Here is a 21,826-nt window from a genome sequence, read left to right on the forward strand (position 1 = left end):
CGTGCGCCGCGCATTCGTTTGCGCAATCGTTTTCCGGGCATACATGCAACATGCGCGCGTCGCATGGCGACGGTTTGCCGGATTCCGGGTCCCGTCGTGACAGTTCCCGATACAATCCCCTGACGAATCGCCAGAGCCCGCATGCGTTGCGGGTTTGCTGCTTCGACTCGTTCATGCTGTGCGCAGCTATCAAGGAAGTCGTTCGTCGCGCCGTAAACGAAAAGATCGGCGTCGCGTTTTAACCGCATCGATCGGGACGTTCGACCCACTGCAGGCAGCGGATGCAGGGACAGCGCGGTCACTTCATGCCAGCCAGGCCGTCTATGTTCAATTTTCTTCTCGATACACCGGCATCGGGCAACGGTCAGGTAACAGCGTCGATACGCGCGTCGCTGCTGTCTACGCTATTCGAGAACACGCGCCCGCTTCTGATGTCGGGACTCTCGAGCGCGTTCGTCGCCGTGGTGGCGTGCTTTCGCTTGCATCATGCGTGGGCGCCGCTGTGGCTCGCGGCCGAGATCGTGCTTCTCGCCGCGCGCATGCTCATCGCGCACCGCTATGTCGCGCGCAACCGCGTGAGTCCGCTTCATCCGGAACGGTCGGCCGCGCGCTATGCGCCGGTATCGCTGCTCGCGTGTCTGACCTTCGGTCTCGGCACGATGGCGTCGATCATCTCGGGCGACATGCAGCTCGCGTCGCTCGCGATCATGGTGACGGCCGGCATTCTCGGCGGCATCGCGTCGCGCAACGCCGCGTTGCCGCGTCTCGCGATCATGCAGATCTTCTGCGGCACGATTCCGATCGGCGTCGGCGCGCTGCTCGCGCCGCGCAGCGCGTCGTGGATTCTCGTGCCGCCGCTGTTCGCCTATCTCGTCGCGATGGTGTCGGTCGTGCGACGCCACTACGAAGGCCTCGTCGCGCTGATGACCGCCGAGCAGCGGCACGCCGAACTCGCGGCCCGCTTCGATGCGGCGCTGACGCATATGCCGCACGGACTGTGCACGATCGACGGCAACGGCCGCGTGATCGTCGCGAACCGGCGTGCGGCGGAACTGTTCGGCGCGACCGTCGAGATGCTGCGCCTTAACGTGCCGCTGCCCGAATTCATCGGGTATGTGGGCGTCGCGAAGTTCGGCGAAACCTTGCGCCAGCAACTGGTCGAGCGCTGCACCGCGTGGCTCTCGGGCGAGCGCCGGCCGCTCGATCTCGAACTCGGCGACGGGCGCCAGCTCGAAATGACGCGCAATCCGGTGCCCGACGGCAGCGCGGTGATCATCATCGAAGACGTCACGGAGCGCCGCCAGTCCGAAGCGAAAATCCTGCATCTCGCGCGGCACGATCCGTTGACCGGCCTGCCGAACCGGCGCGATCTGTACGAGCGGCTCGAAAGGATTCTCGCGAGGCAGTTGAGCGGCCGCGAGCCCGAAGTCGCGCTCATGTATCTCGATCTGGACGGCTTCAAGCAGGTCAACGACCGGCTCGGCCATCATGCCGGCGATGAAGTGCTGACGACGGTCGCCGGCCGCCTGAAGGACTTGTTGTGGACCGGCGAATTCGTCGCGCGTCTGGGCGGCGACGAATTCGCGGTCGTCGTCGAAAACAGCACGTGCGCGGCGAGCGAAGCACTCGCGCCGCGCATCATCCGCGAGATCGCCAAGCCCTACGTGCTGTCGACGGGCGAGGCGATCAGCATCGGCACGAGTATCGGCATTGCGTTCGCTGCGCACGGCGAATCGATCGAACAGCTGCTCAAGCGAGCGGACGTCGCGCTGTACGACGCGAAGGAAGCGGGCAAAGGCACATTCCGCTTCTCGGTGCCGGACGGCACGCGCAAAGAGGGCGCCGTCAGCGCGCCGCGCTGGCCGGCTTCGTAGCGGCAGCGGCGGTTGCGACCGGGGCCGTTGAGGCGAGCGCGGTGGCGGGGGCGGCGACATGCAGCGCCGCTTGCGCGGCCTGCGGCTCGATGCGGTCCGTCAATCGATAGCCGCGGCCGCGCACGGTTTCGATCACCGCATCGTGGCCGAGCGCGCGCAGCGCCTTGCGCAAGTGGAACACATGATGGTCGACGCGGCGGTCGTCGTGATGGGCGGCCTGCGCGCCGTGCAGTTCACCGATGATTTCCCTGCGGCTGTAGACGCGGTGGCCGTGAGTCAGGAAGAAGTGCAGCAACTGGCATTCGAACGGGCTCAGCGGCAATGCCGATTCGCGGCAGTCCGCGTCGCTCTCGACGCGCATCGCGGCAAGATCGAGCGTCAGGCCCTTCACCGAGATTCGCGTGGACGTTTGCGCGCGCGGTATGGGCCGCAGCAGCACGCGCAAGCGCGACAGCAGTTCGCGCGGCGAGAACGGCTTGCGCATGAAGTCGTCGGCGCCGGCGTCGAGCGCGCGAATGCAGTCGTCCACGTCGTCGCGCGCGCTCAGCATGATCGCGGGCAGCCGTTCGGTGCGCGGCTCCGCCCGCACATCGAGCAGAAACGACAACCCCGAGCGGTCGGGCAGCGACCAGTCGACGATCAGCGCAAGCGGCACGCGCGATGCGATCAGCGCGGCTGCGTCGTGTGCGGTGGGCGCGACGCAGGGCCGGTAGCCCGCGTTTTGCAACAGCGCCCACAGTATTTCGCAGACGCGCAGGTCCGCATCGACAATCACGATGTCGCTTGCGCCGCCTGGTGCGTTTTCGCCCGATGCGTGGCTGCGTGCGATCGGGTTGCTCATTGCGATGCGGCGGTGCGCGCCCTTGACGCGGCGGCGGCCGGTGGCGGGTCCGCTTGCTCACCCGCTTTTGCGCCCACCGGGCCGTCCGGCCGGTAGCCGTCGGTCAACGTATTCAAAAACGCGATCACATCGGCGATTTCCGCATCGTTCAACGCGGGCGCCTGTCCCGGTTTGCGATCGAGCGGCGCATCGACGACATCGATATTCGCGCGGTATTGCGGCGGCAGATCGTCGTACTTGTGCACCGCGCCGTAGCGCTCTGCCGGATACCACTTGCGCGGGTCCGTGTCGCGTTCGACGTACCAGTGCAGCACGTCGGTGAGCGTATGAAACACGCCGTTGTGAAAGAACACACGACGCGTCGCGACGTTGCGCAGCGTCGGCGTCTTGAAGAGGCCGCAGTAGTTCTTCTGGTTCCGGTAGTCGGCGCGCGCCGGGCCGCAAAGTCCGAGGTCGAAGTGATGCGGATCGCGATTCTGCGCGAGCGCGCGGTTGCGTGGCACGCCGAGCGCTTCGAACTGGTAGTCGGTGAACGCGGCGGGAAAGATGCCGTCGCGCGACGGCCTGTCGATATGGCACGCGGCGCAGTTGCCTTTGGCCGGGTCCTCGAACAGCTTGAGGCCATGCATTTCCTGCGCGCTCAACTGCGCCTTGCCCGCGAGATACCAGTCGTATTTGCTGTCGTACGGATGGAAAGACACGTCTTCGGCCTGATAGCGGCCGAGCGCGAACAGCGCCTCGCCGATTAACTGCCCGGGGTTGTTCATCACGTTGGGGCCGAACAGATCGATGAAGCGCTTCGCGTAACCCGCGTGGCGCAGCTTGTCCGTCACCACGTCGAGATTGCGGTTCGCCATTTCGTGCGGATCGAGAAGCGGGCCGACGGCCTGCTCCTGCAGCGAGTTTGCGCGGCCGTCCCAGTCGAAGCCGCCTTGCGGGACCGGTGCCGGCGGCGCGCCCGGGGCGGTTTGCGGCGCGCCGCTTTTCGCGATTGCCGCGACAGCGCCGCTGACTGCGGCGGGCGACACGGCGGGCGAGTCGGTGTCGGGCATGATGTTCGGCGCGCCGATCGTAAACGTCGGGTTGTGATCGAGATAGCGCAGCGACGGCACCGCACGCGCGCCTTCGAGGTTCATCGCGATGCCGCCGAATTGCGCGGGGCGGCCATCGGGCGGACCGTACGCATGGTCGGGGCTATGGCATGACGCGCACGAGATGCGGCCCGATCCGGACAGGCTTCGATCGAAGAAGATGTCCTTGCCGAGCTGCGCCATTGCCGAGAGCGGCCGATGGGGGTGAGCGGCCGGGTCGGTGATCGCGAGCGGTCTCGCGGCGGCGAGCGGCGGCGCCGGCAACGCGCGTGGGATGGCGGCACGAGGGCCGTATGTGCCGGAGCCGGACGCGCCTGAGTCTGTGCCTGAAGCTGGGCTCGAACCCGCATTGAAGTCCGCATGCAAGCCGCCGCGCGAGAGTTCGACGTCCGGCCATCGCCAGGCGCCGAAGCATTGCTTGCCATGACTGAACCATGCGAGCGCGCCAAAAGCGGCGGCCGTTACGACCGCGATCGTCGCGCATAGTCTGAAGTCGGACCTCGAACCCAATACCTTCATGTCTTTTGCCAAACAGGTTGCTCCGGCGGCATCGGCCGCGCTCGTTACTCGCAAGCAGGTGAGCGCGCGGGCGCCTGGCTTCGCGCCCGGCGCCCGCGCGCCGCAACCGCATTCAGCCGCGCTCGTCCGGCTGGCTCCGCCCTAGTTGCCCTCGAGCGCGGCCTGCGCGCCGGGCAACGCGCCGGAGTTCGGATCGAGAACCAGCGACGGCGTGTTCAGCGAGAAATTGAACAGGTTCGTGAGCGGCCCCGATAGCGCGTCGAACGAGCCCTGACCGATCCGTTGTCCGTCGAGCCAGTTGTCTTCGATGAAATGAATCAGCGACGTCTGGTCGGTCACGGTGTGATCGACGAAGTTCTGCTTCGCGAACGGCGAGATCGCGATCAGCGGCAGGCGCGGGCCATAGCCGCAGCGCCCGTTCGCGGGCAGGCCGCTGACGCCCGGCAGCGGCGTCGTCGCGCCGCCCGCGACCGTCGTCAGGCACGAGCCAGTGCCGCTCAACGCGTCGTCACCCGACGTCGACGGATTGATCACATGCGACATGTGGTCGTACCAGCCGTCCGAGTCGTCGTAGGTGATGAACACCGCGGTGTTCTTCCAGTCCGGCTGCTGTTCGAGGAAGTTCACGGTGTTGACGAGGAAGATCTGTTCGCTCAGCGGATCGGACGTTGAGGAGTGGCCGCTTTGCCACGACGGCGCCTTCAGGAAGCTGACCGACGGGAAGTTGCCTGCCGTGACGGCCGCGAAGAAGTCGCTCGTGTCGTACTGGTGATTGGCGCCGCCGTCGTTGTTCGTGCCGATCGCCATCACCGACGACGGCCGCGTGTGCTGCGGGTTGCGCGTCGACGCGTAGTACTGGAACGGATTGTGTTCGGCGTCGTAGTCGGGAATATAGCCGCCGACCACTTCCGAGAAGCTCGAGCGCAGGCAGCCGGTCGTGCCGTTCGGGTTCGTCTGCGTCAGATCGAAGCCGCCCTGGAACCAGCCCCACGTCACACCGGCCGCGTTCAGCAGGTCGCCGATGTTTTTACTCGTCATCGAGCCTGTCGTGCCGGTCGGTGAGCAGGCGTCGCCGGTCGGGAAGACGTCGCTCATCAGCGTGAAGGTGCCGGTGCCCGTGCCGTCATCCATGGCGGCGCCGGTCGATGCAGTCGTCACGACGCCGTTCGTTTGTCCGGACACGAGGTTGATCGCGCCCTGCGTCGACGATCCGAAGGTCGTGCCGTAAAAGTTGTCGCTCATCGCGAAGCTTTGCGCGTAGTTCCACAGCGCGGTCACCGTGTTTCCATCGAAGTAGCCCATCACGAGGCCGGTCGTGAAGAACGGTCCGCTGCCGGTCGAAAGCGTGACGCCCTTACCCGTGAATTTGGGAAACAGGTCCATGGCCGGCGCGAGCGGATTGGCGAGTGCATCGAATGCACTCTGCTCGTTCTTGTAGCCGTGGCTCTGGTCGGCGGTCAGCACCTGCGTGCGGTCCAGACGGAACGGATTGGTCGCGCCCGTGCCGTTTTGCGTATTGAGCGAATTCGGATTCGCCGTCAGCAACGGGCTGGTCTTGATGTTGAAGCCCGCGCCTGTTTCCAGCAGGTTATTGATGTCCGTCGGCGTATTCTTCGCGGCAAAGAACGGCAATTCGGCCGGATTGGTCGGATTGCCCGCAACCGGATAAGTGCCGAAATAGTGATCGAACGAATTGTTTTCCTGGTAAATAATGACGATATGCTTGATCGGCGTCGCGGTTGCGATTGTGTCCTGCGCGCTGGTCGTGGAGGTGGTGGGCGGCGCTGCGGGAGGCGTATTTCCCGACGCCGATGAATCGCCCGAAGAGTCGGACCCGCCGCAGCCGCATAGAAGCAGGGTCGCGCCGACGATCGCGCCGGCGAGCAGGTTGCGTGTCATTTAAACCGATCCTTTTATTTCGAATACCGAACTGGAGAGCAGCTTTGAATGCTGCAGGGGGAGGCAAGCGGCGAGAATGCCAGTCGGATATTCATTATGAATGACAGTTATTTTTTTTGAAATCCGCTCGATGCTTTCGGATATATAAAAAGATGGATTCAGTTATTTAATCGAGACAAGCCGGAAATAAAAAATTAGATCGTGGATTAGAAATTGATGAAGATGCGCTGATAGAAATGTTCGGCGCACCTGTCGAATTCATCGATCGTGTCGAATCGGCAAGACAAAAGCAAAGCGGCGGCCCCAGGGCCGCCGCTTTGCGCGACTACGTTACGCGATGCATCACCTGATGCGTCCCATCGAACGTAGCGTTCAACTACGCACTGCGTGCAATCACATCTGCGCGCCGATCATCCAGGGCACGAACTCTTCGTTGCCGATCCCGAGCGCTTCGCTCTTCGACTGCTCGCCCGAAGCGACGCGCACGATCGCGCGGAAAATCTCCTCGCCCTTCTGCTCGACGGTCGCGGTGCCGTCCATGATCTCGCCGCAGTTGATGTCCATGTCGTCGCGCATGCGGTGGTACATCTTCGAGTTAGTCGCGACCTTGATCGACGGCGCGGGCTTCGCGCCGAAGCACGAACCGCGGCCCGTCGTGAACACCACGAGGTTCGCGCCGCTCGCGATCTGGCCCGTCGCCCCCATCGGGTCGTAGCCGGGCGCATCCATAAACACGAGACCGTGCTTGTCGATCGGCTCCGCGTACTTGTAGACATCGACGAGCGGCGTCGAACCGCTTTTCGCGACGGCGCCGAGCGACTTCTCGAGAATCGTCGTCAGGCCGCCGGCCTTGTTGCCGGGCGTCGGGTTGTTGTCGATGCTGCCCTTTTCGCGCTCCGCATAGCCTTCCCACCAGCGGATCCGTTCGACCACTTTTTCGCCGACTTCACGCGAGACCGCCCGGCGCGTCAGCAGGTGTTCGGCGCCGTAGATTTCCGGCGTTTCGGTCAGGATCGCGGTGCCGCCGTGCTTGACGAGCAGGTCGACGGCCGCGCCGAGCGCCGGGTTCGCGGTAATGCCCGAGTGACCGTCGGAGCCGCCGCATTGCAGCGCGACGCACAGGTGCGAGACCGGCGCAGGCTCGCGCTTCACGTCGTTCGCAACCGGCAGCATCTTCTCGATCGCCGCAATCACGGCCTCGACGGTTTTCTGCGTGCCGCCGAGTTCCTGCATGACGAACGGCACGACCATCGGGCCCGGCGCCACGCCTTCGGCGACGAACAGCGCGCCCATCTGATTCGCTTCGCAGCCGAGACCGACCACGACGATGCCCGCGAAATTCGCGTGGCGCGCATAGCCGCCGATCGTGCGGCGCAATTGCTGGATGCCTTCGCCGTTGTGGTCGATGCAGCAGCCGAAGCTGTGCGACAGCGGCACGATGCCGTCGACGTTCGGGTACGCGTCGAGCGCGCCGGGCTGCGAGAAATGCTGCGCGGCCATTTTCGTCACGCTCGCCGAGCAGTTCACCGTGCTGACGATGCCGATGTAGTTGCGCGTCGCCACGCGGCCGTCGGCGCGCTTGATGCCCATGAAAGTCAGCGGTTCGGCCGCGTTTTGCACGGGCTTCACTTCGCTGCTGAACGCGTAGTCGCGTTCGAAATCGCCCATCGCGACGTTGTGCACGTGCACGTGTTCGCCGGGCGCGATCGGCTGCGTCGCGAAGCCGATGATCTGACCGTAGCGGCGCACGGGGCTGCCCTGCGCGACCGCGCGGATCGCTACCTTGTGTGCCTCGGGAATGTCGGCGAGCACGGTGAGCCCGTTCAGTTCGTCGAGGGTCGTACCGCTCGGAATCGCTTGCCGCGCGATCGCGACATCGTCGTCGGCGTGCAGTTTGATGACCGCAGAAGCGGCAATGACATCGGCCATGTTGATATCTCCAGATATGGGTTCGTTCGTGCACGCGTTCGCCGCGTCGTGCATCATGTGGGGTGCATGCAGTATGCGAAGCCGTTCCTGCAGCCGCAAATTGGTCGGACCACATCGCCCGAGGAGACATCAGATGGGACAGCACAGCGAGCGAAACAGCGCGCTGGGTCATGTCATCAGGCAAATTGAAAGCCGGTTGCTCGACCCGGAACTGAGGCCGGGCACGCGGCTGCCGTCCGAGCGCGCAATGGCCGAATCGTTCGGCACCTCGCGCTCGACCGTTCGCGAAGCCGTCGCAAGGCTCGTCGCGCGCGGCACGCTCGAAACGCGGCGCGGCGCCGGCGTGTTCGTCAGCGCCGCCCCGCAGGCCATGCCCGATTCGCTATGGCTGCAGCGCAGCGGCGAAGGCTCGCCGCAGCGCCGCGAGACGCTCGAATTCCGTGCGATTTTCGAATGCTGTGTTGCGCGCTTCGCGGCGGAGCGCGCCAGCGCCGACGAACGCCGGCGTCTCGCCACCGTGCTGCACGACATGACGCGCGCGGTCTCGGCCGGCGACGTCGAAGCCGAAGCGCGCGGCGACGCGAATTTTCATCTGACGCTAGCGGCGATGGCGCACAACTTCATGCTGACGCGTTTCTATACGACGGTCGTCGACCAGTTGCGCGATCACATAACGCGCAATACGTATGCGGCGATGCTCGATCTGCCGCACGCGAAAGAGCGCTCGATGGCGCGGCTTGCGCAACATGAGAGCATCTATCAGGCGATCTGCGCGCATGCGCCCGACGGCGCCGCGCAGGCGATGGCGCAGCATCTTGCGTTTGTCGGCGAGCAGTTCAATGCCGCCGCATAGGCGCGCCGCGTAAAAGCGGCGCAGCATGAACCGTTTGCGGCGGCCTTCGATCAGCCCTGGTCAGCCTTGCCGCCGCAACTGCAGCGCGTAGGTGAACCGGTTTGCCGGGAACACGCTGACCGTGACCTCGAACACGGCGCCATGCTGGTCGACATAGTGCCGCGTGATTTCAAGCGCATGACCGTCCGCTTCGACCGCAAGCGCCTTCGCAAGCCGCGCGGGCACGCCGACCGCGCGAATCTCCTGGCGCACTTCGCGCACGCTGCGCCCGAAGCGTTCTTCGACCATCGCGCAGACCAAACCCGAACTCTTGCGCAACTCGCGCCGGATGCCGGCGCCGACCGTCGGCTCGAGATAGACGTCGGTCCAGCAGATCGGCTCGTCGGGCTTCGCGGGATCGACGCGCAGCAGTTCGACGCGCAGCCACCGCGAGCCCGTTTCGACGCCTAGCTGAGCGGCGAGCGTCGGGCTCGCCGACACTTCGCCGATAGCCTGCACGTGCCGCTCGGTGACCACCGCGAACTGGGTCAGATCCTCGACGCTCGATAACGACTGCTCGTACGCGACGCGCGGCTTGCTTGCTTCGACGCGAATGCCCGCGCGCTTGCGCCGCGAGATGAGTCCGAGCTGCTGGACCCTTTCGAGCGCAGAGCGCACGGTCGCGCGGCTCACGCCGAATTGCGCGGAAAGATCGAGTTCGCTCGGCAGCGCCGCGCCGACTTCGAACGTGCCGTTGCCGATCGCCTCAATCAGTTGCTCCGCCAGTTCGGCATATCGGGGTTTCATGACAACGGTCCTTATCGGTTGAAGCCGGGTTCGCAGCACCTGCCCGGCGCGCGGGCGGGGGGCGGGGGCGCCGGGCGCGCTAATGCTAGCCCGCGTGCGGCGCGCTGCCAAGTCAGGTGGGGGGCGGCGTTTCGTGACCGCGAAGCATACAGGTAAACCCGAGGTTGACCCATCCCACATGCTGACAATATAGTCCGGACTTATTTTAAATGTACGGACTTATTTTCGACGTGATCCGCAGCAATGCGTCGTCGAGCGGTCCGGCGCGTGCGGTGGTATTGCAGGCAAACGGGCGAAGCGCGCACGCAAAAGCGCGGCAAACGCGCGGCAAACGCGTAGCAGGCAACACCACGAACGGCATGGCAAACGGAGACGACATGGCATTTCATACGGACACCGCGAATGCGCGCAGCCCCGAAGCACAAAGCGCGACAGCGCGCAGGAAGCAGCCGGTCTATGCGCGGCTCGGCGTGCAGATTGTCGTAGGCATCGTCGCCGGCATTGCGCTCGGCTTTATCGCGCCGAAGCTCGCGGTCGATATGAAGATTCTTGGCGACATCTTTCTGCGCCTGATCAAGATGATCGTCGCGCCGCTCGTGTTCCTGAACGTCGTGCTCGGCATCGCCGCGGCGGGCGACCTGAAGAACGTCGGCCGCATCGGACTGCGCGCGCTGATCTACTTCGAGATCGTCTCGACCATCGCGCTCGCGTTCAGCATGGTCGTGGCGAATCTGTCCGGCGTCGGCGCCGGCATGCATCTGACGCAGAACGCGGCCGACGCGGCGGCCGCTCACGCGCAGTACGGCAAGGCCGCGCCCGTGTCGCTCGAGCATTTCATGCTGACGCTCTTTCCCGACAACTTCGTCGGCGCATTCGCGAACGGCTCGCTGCTGCAGGTGCTCGTGATTTCGATCGGCTTCGGCGCCGCCGTGCTGATGCTCGGGCACGACACGCGCGGCAGCGTCGAACATGCATTGACGCGCATGTCCGAAGTGTTCTTCAAGTTCGTCGACGTGATCATGAAGTTCGCGCCGCTCGGCGCATTCGGCTCGATTGCATTCGCGATCGGCAGCAGCGGCATGAATGCGGTGATTTCGCTCGGCTATCTGCTGGTCGTGATGTATCTGTCGCTGGCGTTCTTCGTGGTCGTGGTGCTTGGCGTCGTGTTGCGGCTCTACGGCTTCAATGTGTTCCGCTTTCTGCGCTACTTCAAGGACGAAATCTTTCTGCTGTTCGCCACCGCGTCGTCGGAAAGCGCCTTGCCGCGTCTGTTCGAAAAGCTCGAGCGGCTTGGCTGCTCGCGGCAGTCCACGGGACTCGTGCTGCCGACCGGCTATGCGTTCAACCTCGACGGCACGGCCGTTTATATGTCGCTGTGCGTGATGTTCGTCGCGAACGCGTATGGCGTGCCGCTCAGCCTGCATCAGCAGCTCGGGCTGCTTTTGCTGATGCTCGTCACGTCGAAGGGCGCGGCAACGGTTTCCGGCGGCACGTTCATCGTGTTCGCGGCGACCGTCACCGCGTCGGGCATGCTGCCGATCGAAGCACTGCCGATTCTGTTCGGCATCAACCGCTTCACGTCGCAGGCGGTCGCGATCTGCAACTCGATAGGCAATAGCGTCGCGACGCTCGTGATTGCGAAGTCGTCGGGCGAGTTCGATCCGAATGCCGCACGCGACGAGTACCAGCGCGTGTTCGGCACGCGGCCGGGCAAGGTCATCTGATCATCGGATTCTGGTTCGTTCGTTCAAGGAAGGGTTATGCGTATCACTGCGGTCAGGGAAATCTCGGTTCCGCTCGAAGGCAATGTCGCGAATGCGCTCGTCAGTTTTGCGGAGCACGACGTGTCGCTCGTCGCGCTGCATACCGATGTGATTCGCAACGGCAAGCCGGTCATCGGCTATGCGTTCGATTCGATCGGGCGCTTCGCGCAAGGCGGCATTCTGCGCGACCGCATGATTCCCCGGCTGCTTGCCGCGCCGCCGGAAAGCCTGCTCGACGCAAGCGGCGCATGCTTCGACCCGCACAAAGTGCTGCAAACGATCCTGCGCAACGAGAAGCCCGGAGGCCATGGCGACCGCGCGGCGGCTGCAGGAGCGCTCGAGCTCGCCGTCTGGGACCTGAACGCGAAGCTCTTCGACGAACCCGCGCATGTGACGATCGCGCGCCGTTACGGGCGGCGCGGCAAGACCGAAGGCGTCGACGTGTACGCGGCGGGCGGCTATTACTACGCGCAAGACAGCACGCAGCGCCTTGCCGACGAATTCAACGCGTATCGCGAGCAGGGCTTCGACGCGTTCAAGATGAAGATCGGCGGCGCGAGCCTCGAGCAGGATCTTGCGCGCATCGAAGCGGCGCTCGGCGTGGCGGGCGCCGGTCAGCGGCTCGCCGTCGATGCGAATGGCCGCTTCGATCTCGACACGGCGCTTGCCTACGCCAACGCGATCGCACGGTACGACCTGCGCTGGTACGAGGAGATCGGCGACCCGCTCGACTTCGATCTGAACCGGCAGGTCGCCGAGGCCTACGCGGGCCGTATCGCGACCGGCGAGAACCTGTTCTCGCTGCCCGACGTGAAGAATCTGACGCGCTTCGGCGGCATGCGTGCGGGCCTCGACGTGTTCCAGATGGACGCGGGCCTCGCCTACGGGCTCACTGAATACGCCCGCATGATCGAGCTGATCGAAAGCCATGGCTTCGATCGCGCGCAGGCCTATCCGCATGGCGGACATCTGATCAACCTGCATATCGCGGTGGGCCTCGAACTCGGCGGCTGCGAAGCGTATCCGGGCGTGTTCCAGCCGTTCGGCGGCTATGCGGCCGGCTGCGGCGTCGGCGGCGGGCTCGTGCGTCCGACGCAAGCGGCGGGATTCGGACTCGAAGAAAAAGACGGGCTGCGCCCGTGGCTCGCACGTCTCGCTGCGTGATGCGAGCCGATGCGGCCTGATGAAGCCGACGCAATGAAGCCGACGCAATGAAGCCGAGGCAATGAAGCCGACGCAATGAAGCCGAGGCAATGAAGCCGAGGCAATGAAGCATTAAGGATTCAAGGAACCTGACGACAATGGCAACCACTGTTTTCGACTCCGCGCTGTTTCGCGACATGTTCGGCACGCCCGAGATGCGCGACGTGTTTTCCGACACCGCCTATCTCGCGCGCTGCGTCGACGCCGAGACCGCGCTTGCGCGCGCCCAGGCGAAGGCCGGCCTGATTCCCGGGCAGGCCGCGCGCGAAATCACCGAACGCGCCGACTTCGCGAAGCTCGATCTGGAGCAGTTGCGGCACGAAACGGAGATCGTCGGCTATCCGATCCTGCCGCTCGTCAAACAGTTGAGCGAGATGTGCGGCGAAGCGGGCCGCTATGTGCATTGGGGCGCGACGACACAGGACATCATGGATACCGCGACGATGCTGCAATGCATGCGCGGTGTCGCGATCGTCGAGCGGCAGCTCGACGAAGTGCGCGACGCGCTGCGCGGCCTCGCTGCCCAATATGCCGACACGGTCACGGCCGGCCGCACGCATCTGCAGCATGCGCTGCCGGTCACGTTCGGGTTCCGCGCGGCCGTGTGGCTGTCGTCGCTGAATCGGCATGCGGAGCGTCTGCAGCAGGCGAAGGCACGCGTGCTGATGGCGCAGTTCGGCGGCGCGGCCGGCACGCTCGCGTCGCTCGGGGACCCGGTGCGCGCGCTCGAGACGCGGCGTCTGTTCGCGCAGGAACTCGGCCTGCGTAACCCGGAGATCACATGGCATGTCGCGCGCGACGGCCTCTGCGAACTCGTGTCGTTGCTCGCGAGCATCGGCGGCTCGCTCGGCAAGGTCAGCGTCGACGTCATGATGATGGCCGCCTCGGAATTCGGCGAAGTCGCGGAGCCGTTCGTGCCGGGCCGCGGCGCAAGCTCGACGATGCCGCAGAAGCGCAATCCGATTTCGAGCGAACTGATGTTCGCCGCCGCGAAGATGCTGCGCGAGCGCGCCGCGCTGATGCTCGACGGCATGATGCACGACTTCGAACGTGCGACCGGCCCGTGGCATCTCGAATGGAGTGCGGTGCCGGAAAGCTTCTTGCTCGTATCGAGCGCGCTGCATCAGGCGAACTTCATGCTGCGCGGCCTCCATGTCGACGCGGCGAGGATGCGCAAAAACCTCGATCTGACAGGCGGTCTGATCGTCGCCGAAGCGGTGATGATGGGGCTCGCGCCTGCGCTCGGCCGTCAGCATGCGCACGACGTGGTGTATGACGCGTGCCGCGTCGCGATCGAAGAGAGCCGCACGCTCTACGACGTGCTGTCGAACAACGCATCGATCCGCGAGCGCTTCGACGATGCGCAACTGCGCACATTGACCGATCCGTCGAAATATCTCGGCGCCGCATCGTTGATGGCACGTCATGTTGCGCATGTACAGGGAGGCTCGCACTGAACCGGTCGCTAACGCTTCACTAACGGATCGCTAACTTCCTGTTACGAATGTGCGAGCGATGTAGCACCTGTGTCAAACATCGACTTCTACACTGCGAATCGGGTTCACAGTCATGCACTCCACGTGCAAGGAGTCACAAAATGAACAAGAAGGTGCTTGGCGCGATGGTTCTCGGTTTTGCGGCATTGGGCGTGTCGACGGCGGCGTCGGCGCACGTCGATGTGGCGGTCGGACTCGGCATTCCTGTGGCGCCTGTCTATGAAGCGCCGCCGCCGCCGGTGGTCGTCGCACCGGCGCCGGTCGTGGTTGGCTATGGCGGATATGGTCCCGACTGGCGTGAGCGCCGTGAGTGGCGCGAGCGCGAATGGCGTCGTCGTGAATGGCGCGAGCATGAGTGGCGCGAACATCACGATCGCGGCTGGCACTAACGCGGTATCAGGCGGCATCAGGGGATATCGCGCGGTATTAGCCGTACCCGGGGGCATTAGCCGGCGCTGCGCCGCGATGAAGCGGACCGGCCGCGCCGGGAGGGCGCGGCCGGTGTGGCTTCGGCGGGCGTGGCTGCGGCGGATTCGGGCGCGGCAGCAGCGCCCCGGTTCTTCTCGCGCGCCGTGACCCTCACCTGCACGCTCGACAGATGCTCGCGCATCCGCTGTTCGGCGAGTTCGCTGTCGCGCGCGATCATCGCGGTCACGATCGCCTGATGTTGTTCCGCGAAATGTTTTCGCGTTTCCTGATCGGCGGTTTTTTCGCGCAGCGCGGGTTTTACGCGCACGCCGTTGATCGCTTCGAGCAGCGCGATGATCGCGGGATTGCGCGTCGCCTGTGCAAGCAGCAGATGGAAGCGGTGGTCCCACTGTTGCCATTCGTAATCGTCCTTCGTCGACGCGTTTTTCCTTGCGACTTTTTCGAGTTCCGCGAGATCGGCAGGGCTTGCCTTCATCGTCGCAAGCGCAACGAGTGCGGGTTCGATCATGAGCCGCATTTCCGCGACGTCCGACGGGCTCGTGCCGACGGAGAGGCCATTCAATGTCTGCGCAAACCTGAGCGGACGCGCGCCGAGATACGTGCCGCGGCCGACGCCGCGCCAGATGCGCCCCGCCGCTTCGAGCGATGCGAGTGCGTTGCGCAATTCGCGCCGGCTGACCGATAGATCTTCGGCGAGCTTGCGTTCCGCGGGGAGCAAGTCCCCGTCGCGCAGCTCGTGCTGCGCGATATAGCTCGCGATGCGATCCAGCACCGAAATTTCAGTCATGGTTTGACCCCGAACCATTTGTTAATTGGTTCGATGTTAGCACCAGTGGAAGCGTTTTCAATGTTTTTCTTGACTCGGATATATTGGCTGTAAATCATTAGATAAAAGCAGAATGCAAGTGCCGCCGAGGAATGAATTGTTCGCCGAACCAATCGTCATTGGTTCCGCCTGCAGCCCTTGCAAAGCGCTCATCGCGAGATCGATTCAATGGCATTCACGACCCGTCCCGAGCTGATCGGCACCTTCGGCATGGCCGCGTCCACGCATTGGCTGGCCACTGCGTCCGCGATGGCAGTGCTCGAAAGGGGCGGCAACGCATTCGATGCGGCCGCGGCGGCGGGTTTCGTGCTGCAGATCGTGGAGCCGCATCTGAATGGGCCCGGCGGCGAGTTGCCCGTGGTGTTCTACAGCGCGCGCGAAAAGCGCGTCCGCGTGCTGTGCGGTCAGGGCGTGAGCCCGGCCACGATGACGATCGAGCGGATGCGTGGCATGGGCCTCGAAGTGGTGCCCGGCACCGGCTTGCTGCCGGCGGTCGTGCCCGGTGCGTTCGGCGCATGGATGACGCTGCTGCGCGATTACGGCGAGTTGCCGCTTTCCGATGTGCTCGGCTATGCGATCGGTTACGCGCAGCACGGCTATCCGGTGGTGCCGCGCATGGCGGCGTCGATTCTCGCGATTCGGGATTTCTTCACGAGCGAATGGACGACGTCGGCGCAGCAGTGGTTGCGCGATGGCGAAGCGCCGCGGCCGAACCAGTTGTTCAGCAATCCGTCGATCGCCGCGACCTATCGGCGCATTCTCGAAGAAGCAGGCAGCGGCGATCGCGCCGCGCAATGCGAACGCGCGCGGCACGCGTTCTATGCGGGCTTCGTCGCGGACGCCATCGATCGTTACTTCCGCACAACCGCCGTGCTCGATACGTCTGGCCAGCGCAATCGCGGCCTGTTGACCGGTGACGACCTCGCGCGCTGGACGCCGTCGTACGAAGATCCGGTGTCGTACGACTATGCGGGCTTCACGGTGCACAAGACCGGCCCTTGGGGTCAAGGGCCGGTGTTCCTGCAGCAGCTCGCGCTATTGAAGGGTTTCGATCTCGCGAGCCTCGACCCGCTTGGGCCCGACTTCGTGCATACGGTCATCGAATGCGCAAAGCTCGCGTTCGCGGACCGTGAAGTGTTTTATGGCGATCCTTTGCATGCCGATGTACCGCTCGATACGCTGCTGTCGGACCGCTATAACGATGCGCGCCGCAAGCTCGTCGATCCCGCGCGCGCCTCGTTCGAATTCCGGCCCGGCGAACTCGCTGACTCACACGGCAAGATTCGCGGCGACAGCCTGCTGCGCGCGCAAAAAATCATCGCGAATGCGGGGCGTCAACAGCCGGGCGGCTTCGGCCAGGGTGAGCCGACGTTCGCGCCGCTGCCGGAATTGCGCGGCGATACCGTGCACCTCGATGTCGTGGACCGCTGGGGCAACATGGTGTCGGCAACGCCGTCGGGCGGCTGGCTGCAGGCGTCGCCCGCGGTGCCGGGTCTCGGCTTCAACGTGACGACGCGCGCGCAGATGTTCTGGATGGAAGCGGGCCTGCCGTCGTCGCTCGGCCCGGGCCGCCGGCCGCGCACGACGCTATCGCCGACGCTCGTCACGCGCGACGGCGCGCCGTATGCGGCGTTCGGTTCGCCGGGCGGCGACCAGCAGGACCAGTGGTCGCTGCAACTGTTCTTGCGGCATGTGCATGCGGGCATGGACCTGCAGGCCGCGATCGATGCGCCGTCGTTTCAGACCGCGCATTTTCCGGGATCGTTCTATCCGCGCGCGATGCAGCTCGGCAAGATGTCCGCCGAAGCGCGTTTTCCGGCGCGTACGCTCGCCGAACTGCAAGCGCGGGGGCACGACCTCACCGTTGCAGACCCGTGGGCGCTGGGGCGCGTGTGCGCGGTGAGCCTGCGCGATGGCCTGATGCGCGGCGCGGCGACGCCGCGGCAGATGCAGGCATATGCGATTGGGCGCTGAGCATGCGAGCGTGGGTTTTATCGGAGGCGGCTGCGCCGGTTTTTGCGCTGGTTTTTGCACGATGGTGCGCGGATGTTGCGTGCGTCGTCATGGTCCGTCGTGACGTTCGCGGGTCACGGCGGGATGCGAGGATCGGACGCCTCGCGCGCGTCATGTGACTCAGGCGTTGCGTTTTCAGGGGGAAGTTCATGTCTACCGTTGCGGCTCGACTCGAACGCTTGCCGTTATCGGGCTTTCATCGAAAACTGTTGATGATCGGCGGGCTCGGCTATCTGTTCGACGGCCTCGACTCGTCGTCGCTGGCATTTCTGCTGCCGATCGTCGGCAAGCTCTGGCATTTGAGCAGCGCACAGACCGGGCTCGTCGCGAGCAGCACGTATATCGGCTATTTCTTCGGCGCGTTCGTGTCCGGTGTGACCGCGGACGTAATCGGACGGCGCCGCATCATGATGAGCGCGCTGTCGATCTATTGCGTCGCGTCGTTCGCCAGCGGTCTTGTCGGCGACTGGCACGCGTTCTTCGTGCTGCGGATGATCGCGGGCTTCGGCTCGGGCGCCGAGGCGGTCGTGATCGCGCCGTTTCTCGCCGAATTCGTGCCGCGCCGCTATCGCGGCGTGTTTTGCGGCGCGCTCGTCGGCTTCATGTCGTTCGGCTATCTGACGTCGTCGGTGCTCGGCTTTTCGATCGTCCGCAATTTCGCCGACGGCTGGCGCTATGTTGCGATGCTGACCGCGGTGCCGGTCGTGATGCTGCTGTGGTGGCGGCGCTCGCTGCCCGAGTCGCCGCGCTGGCTCGAAAGCTGCGGGCGCCTGCGCGAAGCCGACGAAATCGTGACGAGCGTCGAAGACCGTTTCATCAAGCGCGGAATGACGCTCGCACCGGTGCGCCGGGTCGTGCTCGACGGTCCGCCGTCGCCGCGGCGCAACGTGCGCGGCGGCGCCTGGCGCAATATCGCCGCGCTCTGGTCGACGCGGCTCGCGGGCGTGACCGCGATCAGCTGGGCGATGTGGTTCTCCGTCGCATTCGCGTACTACTCGTTCTTCGCGTGGATTCCGAGCCTGCTCGTGAAGCAGGGCTTCACGATTACGCAAAGCTTCGGCTATTCGATTGCGATCTACGCGTCGCAGATTCCCGGCTATTTCTCGGCCGCGTTTCTGAACGAGCGGATCGGGCGTAAGGCGGTGGTGTCGTCGTATATGCTGCTCGGCGCGCTCGCCGCCGTTTGCCTCGCGCTGTCGCAGGCGGAGTTCGAAATCATGGCCGCGGGCATGTGTCTGTCGTTCTTTATGAATGGCGCGTTCGCGGGCGTCTATGCATACACGCCCGAAATCTTTCCGACGGCAGTGCGCACGACGGGCGTTGGCTCGTCGTCGTCGTTCGGGCGCATCGGTTCGGTCAGCGCGCCGATTCTGGTCGGCTTCATCTATCCTGCGTTCGGCTTTGCCGGCGTGTTCGGCATGACGACCGCGGTGCTCGTGGCCGGCGCGTCGATCGTGTTCTTTCTTGGCATCGAAACGCGCAACCGCTCGCTCGAGGACATCGAAAAGCATGAACTGGCCGCGAAGCCGGACCTCGATGAATTGCGCGGCTCGCGGCGCATTCACGGTTGACCGGGCAGAGCCGGCGCAATCAGCGGAGCCGGCAACACCCATCATAGGAACCATCGGACCATCGATATGCAACCCGACTCCCGCCCGCTCGATCTGCAGGACGTTGCGCGGCTCGCGCGCGCAATGCGTACCGCGCGCCAGCCCGATGCGATGTTTCGCGAGATCTACGCGGTTGCTTGTGAAACGCTCGGTTGCAGGCTTTTCACGATCATGTCGTTCGATGCCGGGCGTTACGAGGTCGAACGGCTGTACACGAATATGCCGACCGTCTATCCGCTGGGGGGCCGCAAGAAGAAGCGCGGCAGCGCGTGGGCCGAGCACACGCTGCAAAATCTGCTGCCGTTCCGCGCGACCGATGCGGCCGGCATTCGCGCCGCATTCGACGACCATGCGGTGATCACCGGCATGGGGCTCGGCTCGATTCTGAATATTCCGGTTGCGTATGACGGGCGGTGTGTCGGAACGATGAACCTGACGCACGTCGAAGGCTGGTACACGCAGGCGCACGAGGAAGCGGGGCTCGTGATCGCATCGTTTCTTGCCGCGCCGCTCGCGCTGTATCAGTGCTGCGCGAAGCCGAAAACGGCGCAGCGGGCCAGAGCCGGCTGCGCGTGACGGAAAAGCTTGCGCGACGGCCGGTGGCGCCGCGTTGCCGACTCGAATTTCAGACGTAGATATCGACCTGCGAACCGGACGGCTTGTCCGTGCCGCCGGCCGATGTATCCGGCGACGCCGGTTGCTGCGGCTTGTGCCCGCTCGTCGCGCCCGAATGGTGCGGCACATGCGGCGTCTCGTATCCGGACGTCTGGTTCGAGGTCTGCCCGGACTGCGAGTCGGGCCAGAGCACGTCGAACAGCGACTGCTTCGTGCCTTCCTGCGTGGTGACGGTGCCATCGTCCGCGCCGCCTTTGGCCGGGTCTCGGTGCGGGTCGCGCTTCTTCTGCACATCTGCCGCGATGCGCTGCGTTTCATAAACCTGCCGGCCTGCAATTCTCATTGCTGCTCCTTTTTTGGTGCCGGCAAATCGACCGTTCGAACCTCGCCGGGCTTCCATTTCGTTTACGACTCTTTTAAAGGTTTCTTTAATCCTTTGCAAACGAGGGTGGTATGAACCCGCATGGCGGGCTGTCGTTGTGCGGTCAGCGCCAGCACGATTCGTTTCCGGCTGGCAGAATTGCGTCTTCCGCCGCGAAGCGAAGGCGCTTCGCATTGCCGCTCCCCCGCAGTCAAATCCCTACACGTCAAATGGCCGAATCGCGCAATTCCGGACGTGCGCTCGTCATTGCATCGGTCATGGCCTCGACGGCCATGATCGCGATCGAAATGACGATCGTCTCCACCGCCATGCCGCAAATCGCGACGCAGTTAGGCGGACTCGATCTCTATAGCTGGGTGTTTTCGTCGTTTCTGCTCGCGCAGACGGCAATGACCGTCGTGTTCGGCAAGCTCGCCGATCTGTTCGGGCGCAAGCCCGTGATGCTCGTCGGCATCGCGATCTTCCTCGCGGGCTCGCTGCTCGCGGGCTTCGCGTGGTCGATGCCGGCCATGATCGCGTTCCGGCTGATCCAGGGCATCGGCGCCGGGGCGATCCAGCCGGTTGCGATGACGATCGTCGGCGACCTCTATCCGGCCCACGAGCGCGGCAAGGTGCAGGGTTATCTGGCGAGCGTCTGGGCGGTCTCGGCCGTGGTCGGACCCGTGGTCGGCGGCTTCATCATCCACGCGCTGTCGTGGGCGTGGATCTTCTGGATGAACGTGCCGATCGGGCTTGCGGCGACGGCGGGCTTTATCGCGTTCCTGCACGAAAAGCCCGGGCATCAGCGGCCGTCGATCGATATTGCCGGTGCGGCGCTGTTCACGGTCGCGGTTGCGGCGCTGATGATCGCGCTCACCGATGCAGGCGCGTCCGCAGGTCGGCATGCGCTCTACGCGTGCGCCGTGTGCGCGATTGCTTCCGTGCTGTTCGTGATCCAGGAGCGGCGCGCCGCCGAGCCGATGATTTCGTTTGCATTGTGGAGTCGCCGACCTATCGCCGCGACCAATGCGTCCACGCTGCTCTCGGGCATGGTGCTGATGGGCGTGACGACGTTCCTGCCGATCTACGTGCAAGGCGTGCTGCAGCGCTCGCCGGTGGTGGCGGGCATGGCGCTGACGGTGATGATGGTCGGCTGGCCGGTCGGCGCGACGATTTCGGCGCGGCTGTTTCGCCGTTACAACCTGCGCTCGATTCTGGTGGTCGGCAGCGTGTTCATTCCGGCGGGCGGCGTGGTGTTTGCGCTGATGGGCGTCGATAGCGCGCCGCTCACGGCGGCGCTCGGCTCGCTCGTGATGGGCTTCGGCATGGGCTTGTCGGCCACGGCGGCGCTCGTGCTGATTCAGGAGCTCGTCGAGGCCAACCAGCGCGGCAGCGCGACGGCGTCGAATCTGTTTTCGCGCAATCTGGGTAGCACGCTCGGCGCGACGGTCTTTGGCGCCGTGTTCAACTTCGGGCTTTCGCATGCGAACCAGATCGGCGCGGTGACGCCCGAACAGCTGCGCGCCGCACTCGATGCATCGGCGCAGAAGCTCGGCGCCGCTGCCGATGCAGGCGTGCGGGTCGCATTGCAGCAGTCGTTGCATCTGACGTTTGCGGGCGTGCTCGGTGTCTCGATTGCGCTGTTCCTGCTTGCGATGCTCGTGCCCTCGGTGGTGATTCGCCACAAGCGCGAGGTGACGACGCCGGTCGCGCATTGA

At 64.8% G+C, this 21,826-nt stretch carries 17 protein-coding genes; 10 read left to right on the forward strand and 7 right to left on the reverse strand.

Annotated elements, in window-relative coordinates; genetic code table 11:
- Positions 1 to 305 precede the first annotated feature (305 nt).
- Positions 306 to 1,874 carry a diguanylate cyclase domain-containing protein gene (locus QYH69_RS26740; RefSeq protein WP_374992505.1) on the forward strand — a complete coding sequence of 523 codons (1,569 nt, stop codon included), beginning with the start codon at positions 306 to 308 and terminating at the stop codon, positions 1,872 to 1,874.
- On the opposite strand, the gene QYH69_RS26745 is transcribed toward QYH69_RS26740, so the two are convergent.
- The 4 genes from QYH69_RS26745 to QYH69_RS26760 all read right to left on the reverse strand — a co-directional run bounded on the left by QYH69_RS26745 (position 1,846) and on the right by QYH69_RS26760 (position 8,153).
- Positions 1,846 to 2,715, reverse strand: coding sequence for a response regulator (locus QYH69_RS26745; RefSeq protein WP_308834734.1), 870 nt, complete (start codon positions 2,713 to 2,715; stop codon positions 1,846 to 1,848). The two genes, QYH69_RS26740 and QYH69_RS26745, sit on opposite strands and share 29 nt — an antisense overlap.
- Positions 2,712 to 4,337 (reverse strand): cytochrome c peroxidase, encoded by a 1,626-nt coding sequence (locus QYH69_RS26750; protein ID WP_308834735.1) that lies wholly within the window; start codon positions 4,335 to 4,337, stop codon positions 2,712 to 2,714. Before QYH69_RS26750 ends, QYH69_RS26745 begins: the two co-directional genes overlap by 4 nt.
- 129 nt (positions 4,338 to 4,466) lie before the next feature.
- Positions 4,467 to 6,224, reverse strand: coding sequence for an alkaline phosphatase family protein (locus QYH69_RS26755; protein ID WP_308834736.1), 1,758 nt, complete (start codon positions 6,222 to 6,224; stop codon positions 4,467 to 4,469).
- A 393-nt stretch (positions 6,225 to 6,617) separates the two neighbouring features.
- Positions 6,618 to 8,153, reverse strand: coding sequence for an altronate dehydratase family protein (locus QYH69_RS26760; RefSeq protein WP_308834737.1), 1,536 nt, complete (start codon positions 8,151 to 8,153; stop codon positions 6,618 to 6,620).
- 133 nt (positions 8,154 to 8,286) lie between these two features.
- Here QYH69_RS26760 and QYH69_RS26765 point away from each other — a divergent pair, with 133 nt between their 5' ends.
- Positions 8,287 to 9,006, forward strand: coding sequence for a FadR/GntR family transcriptional regulator (locus tag QYH69_RS26765; protein ID WP_308834738.1), 720 nt, complete (start codon positions 8,287 to 8,289; stop codon positions 9,004 to 9,006).
- A 60-nt stretch (positions 9,007 to 9,066) separates the two neighbouring features.
- Here QYH69_RS26765 and QYH69_RS26770 read toward each other — a convergent pair whose 3' ends face one another.
- Positions 9,067 to 9,792, reverse strand: a complete 726-nt coding sequence (locus QYH69_RS26770; protein WP_308834739.1) for a GntR family transcriptional regulator — start codon at positions 9,790 to 9,792, stop codon at positions 9,067 to 9,069.
- Positions 9,793 to 10,001: 209 nt separating this feature from the next.
- Between QYH69_RS26770 and QYH69_RS26775 the strand changes: the two genes are divergently transcribed.
- The 4 genes from QYH69_RS26775 (at position 10,002) to QYH69_RS26790 (ending at position 14,643) form a co-directional block, all read left to right on the forward strand.
- Positions 10,002 to 11,516: a cation:dicarboxylate symporter family transporter gene (locus QYH69_RS26775; protein WP_308834740.1), complete on the forward strand. Its 1,515-nt coding sequence runs from the start codon at positions 10,002 to 10,004 to the stop codon at positions 11,514 to 11,516.
- 36 nt (positions 11,517 to 11,552) lie between these two features.
- Positions 11,553 to 12,719: an enolase C-terminal domain-like protein gene (locus tag QYH69_RS26780; protein ID WP_308834741.1), complete on the forward strand. Its 1,167-nt coding sequence runs from the start codon at positions 11,553 to 11,555 to the stop codon at positions 12,717 to 12,719.
- Between the two features lie 137 nt (positions 12,720 to 12,856).
- Positions 12,857 to 14,215, forward strand: a complete 1,359-nt coding sequence (locus QYH69_RS26785) for an adenylosuccinate lyase family protein (RefSeq protein ID WP_308834742.1) — start codon at positions 12,857 to 12,859, stop codon at positions 14,213 to 14,215.
- A gap of 140 nt (positions 14,216 to 14,355) precedes the next feature.
- Positions 14,356 to 14,643, forward strand: coding sequence for a hypothetical protein (locus QYH69_RS26790; RefSeq protein ID WP_075158400.1), 288 nt, complete (start codon positions 14,356 to 14,358; stop codon positions 14,641 to 14,643).
- 56 nt (positions 14,644 to 14,699) lie between these two features.
- On the opposite strand, the gene QYH69_RS26795 is transcribed toward QYH69_RS26790, so the two are convergent.
- Entirely contained in the window at positions 14,700 to 15,470 is a 771-nt protein-coding gene (locus QYH69_RS26795; protein ID WP_308834743.1) for an FCD domain-containing protein, read from the reverse strand.
- A gap of 207 nt (positions 15,471 to 15,677) precedes the next feature.
- On the opposite strand from QYH69_RS26795, the gene QYH69_RS26800 reads away from it, so the two are divergent.
- The 3 genes from QYH69_RS26800 (at position 15,678) to QYH69_RS26810 (ending at position 19,708) form a co-directional block, all read left to right on the forward strand.
- Positions 15,678 to 17,483 carry a gamma-glutamyltransferase family protein gene (locus tag QYH69_RS26800; protein WP_308834744.1) on the forward strand — a complete coding sequence of 602 codons (1,806 nt, stop codon included), beginning with the start codon at positions 15,678 to 15,680 and terminating at the stop codon, positions 17,481 to 17,483.
- A gap of 188 nt (positions 17,484 to 17,671) precedes the next feature.
- Entirely contained in the window at positions 17,672 to 19,093 is a 1,422-nt protein-coding gene (locus tag QYH69_RS26805) for an MFS transporter (protein ID WP_308834745.1), read from the forward strand.
- A 66-nt stretch (positions 19,094 to 19,159) separates the two neighbouring features.
- Positions 19,160 to 19,708, forward strand: a complete 549-nt coding sequence (locus QYH69_RS26810; RefSeq protein ID WP_308834746.1) for a GAF domain-containing protein — start codon at positions 19,160 to 19,162, stop codon at positions 19,706 to 19,708.
- Between the two features lie 49 nt (positions 19,709 to 19,757).
- Here the strand turns inward: QYH69_RS26810 and QYH69_RS26815 are convergent, their stop codons facing one another.
- The gene (locus QYH69_RS26815; protein ID WP_308834747.1) at positions 19,758 to 20,090 is read right to left on the reverse strand and encodes a hypothetical protein; all 333 of its coding nucleotides are present in this window, start codon (positions 20,088 to 20,090) and stop codon (positions 19,758 to 19,760) included.
- A gap of 248 nt (positions 20,091 to 20,338) precedes the next feature.
- Here QYH69_RS26815 and QYH69_RS26820 point away from each other — a divergent pair, with 248 nt between their 5' ends.
- Positions 20,339 to 21,826: an MDR family MFS transporter gene (locus QYH69_RS26820; RefSeq protein WP_308834748.1), complete on the forward strand. Its 1,488-nt coding sequence runs from the start codon at positions 20,339 to 20,341 to the stop codon at positions 21,824 to 21,826.

Source organism: Paraburkholderia sp. SARCC-3016 (genome assembly GCF_031119615.1).
Lineage (GTDB): Bacteria > Pseudomonadota > Gammaproteobacteria > Burkholderiales > Burkholderiaceae > Paraburkholderia.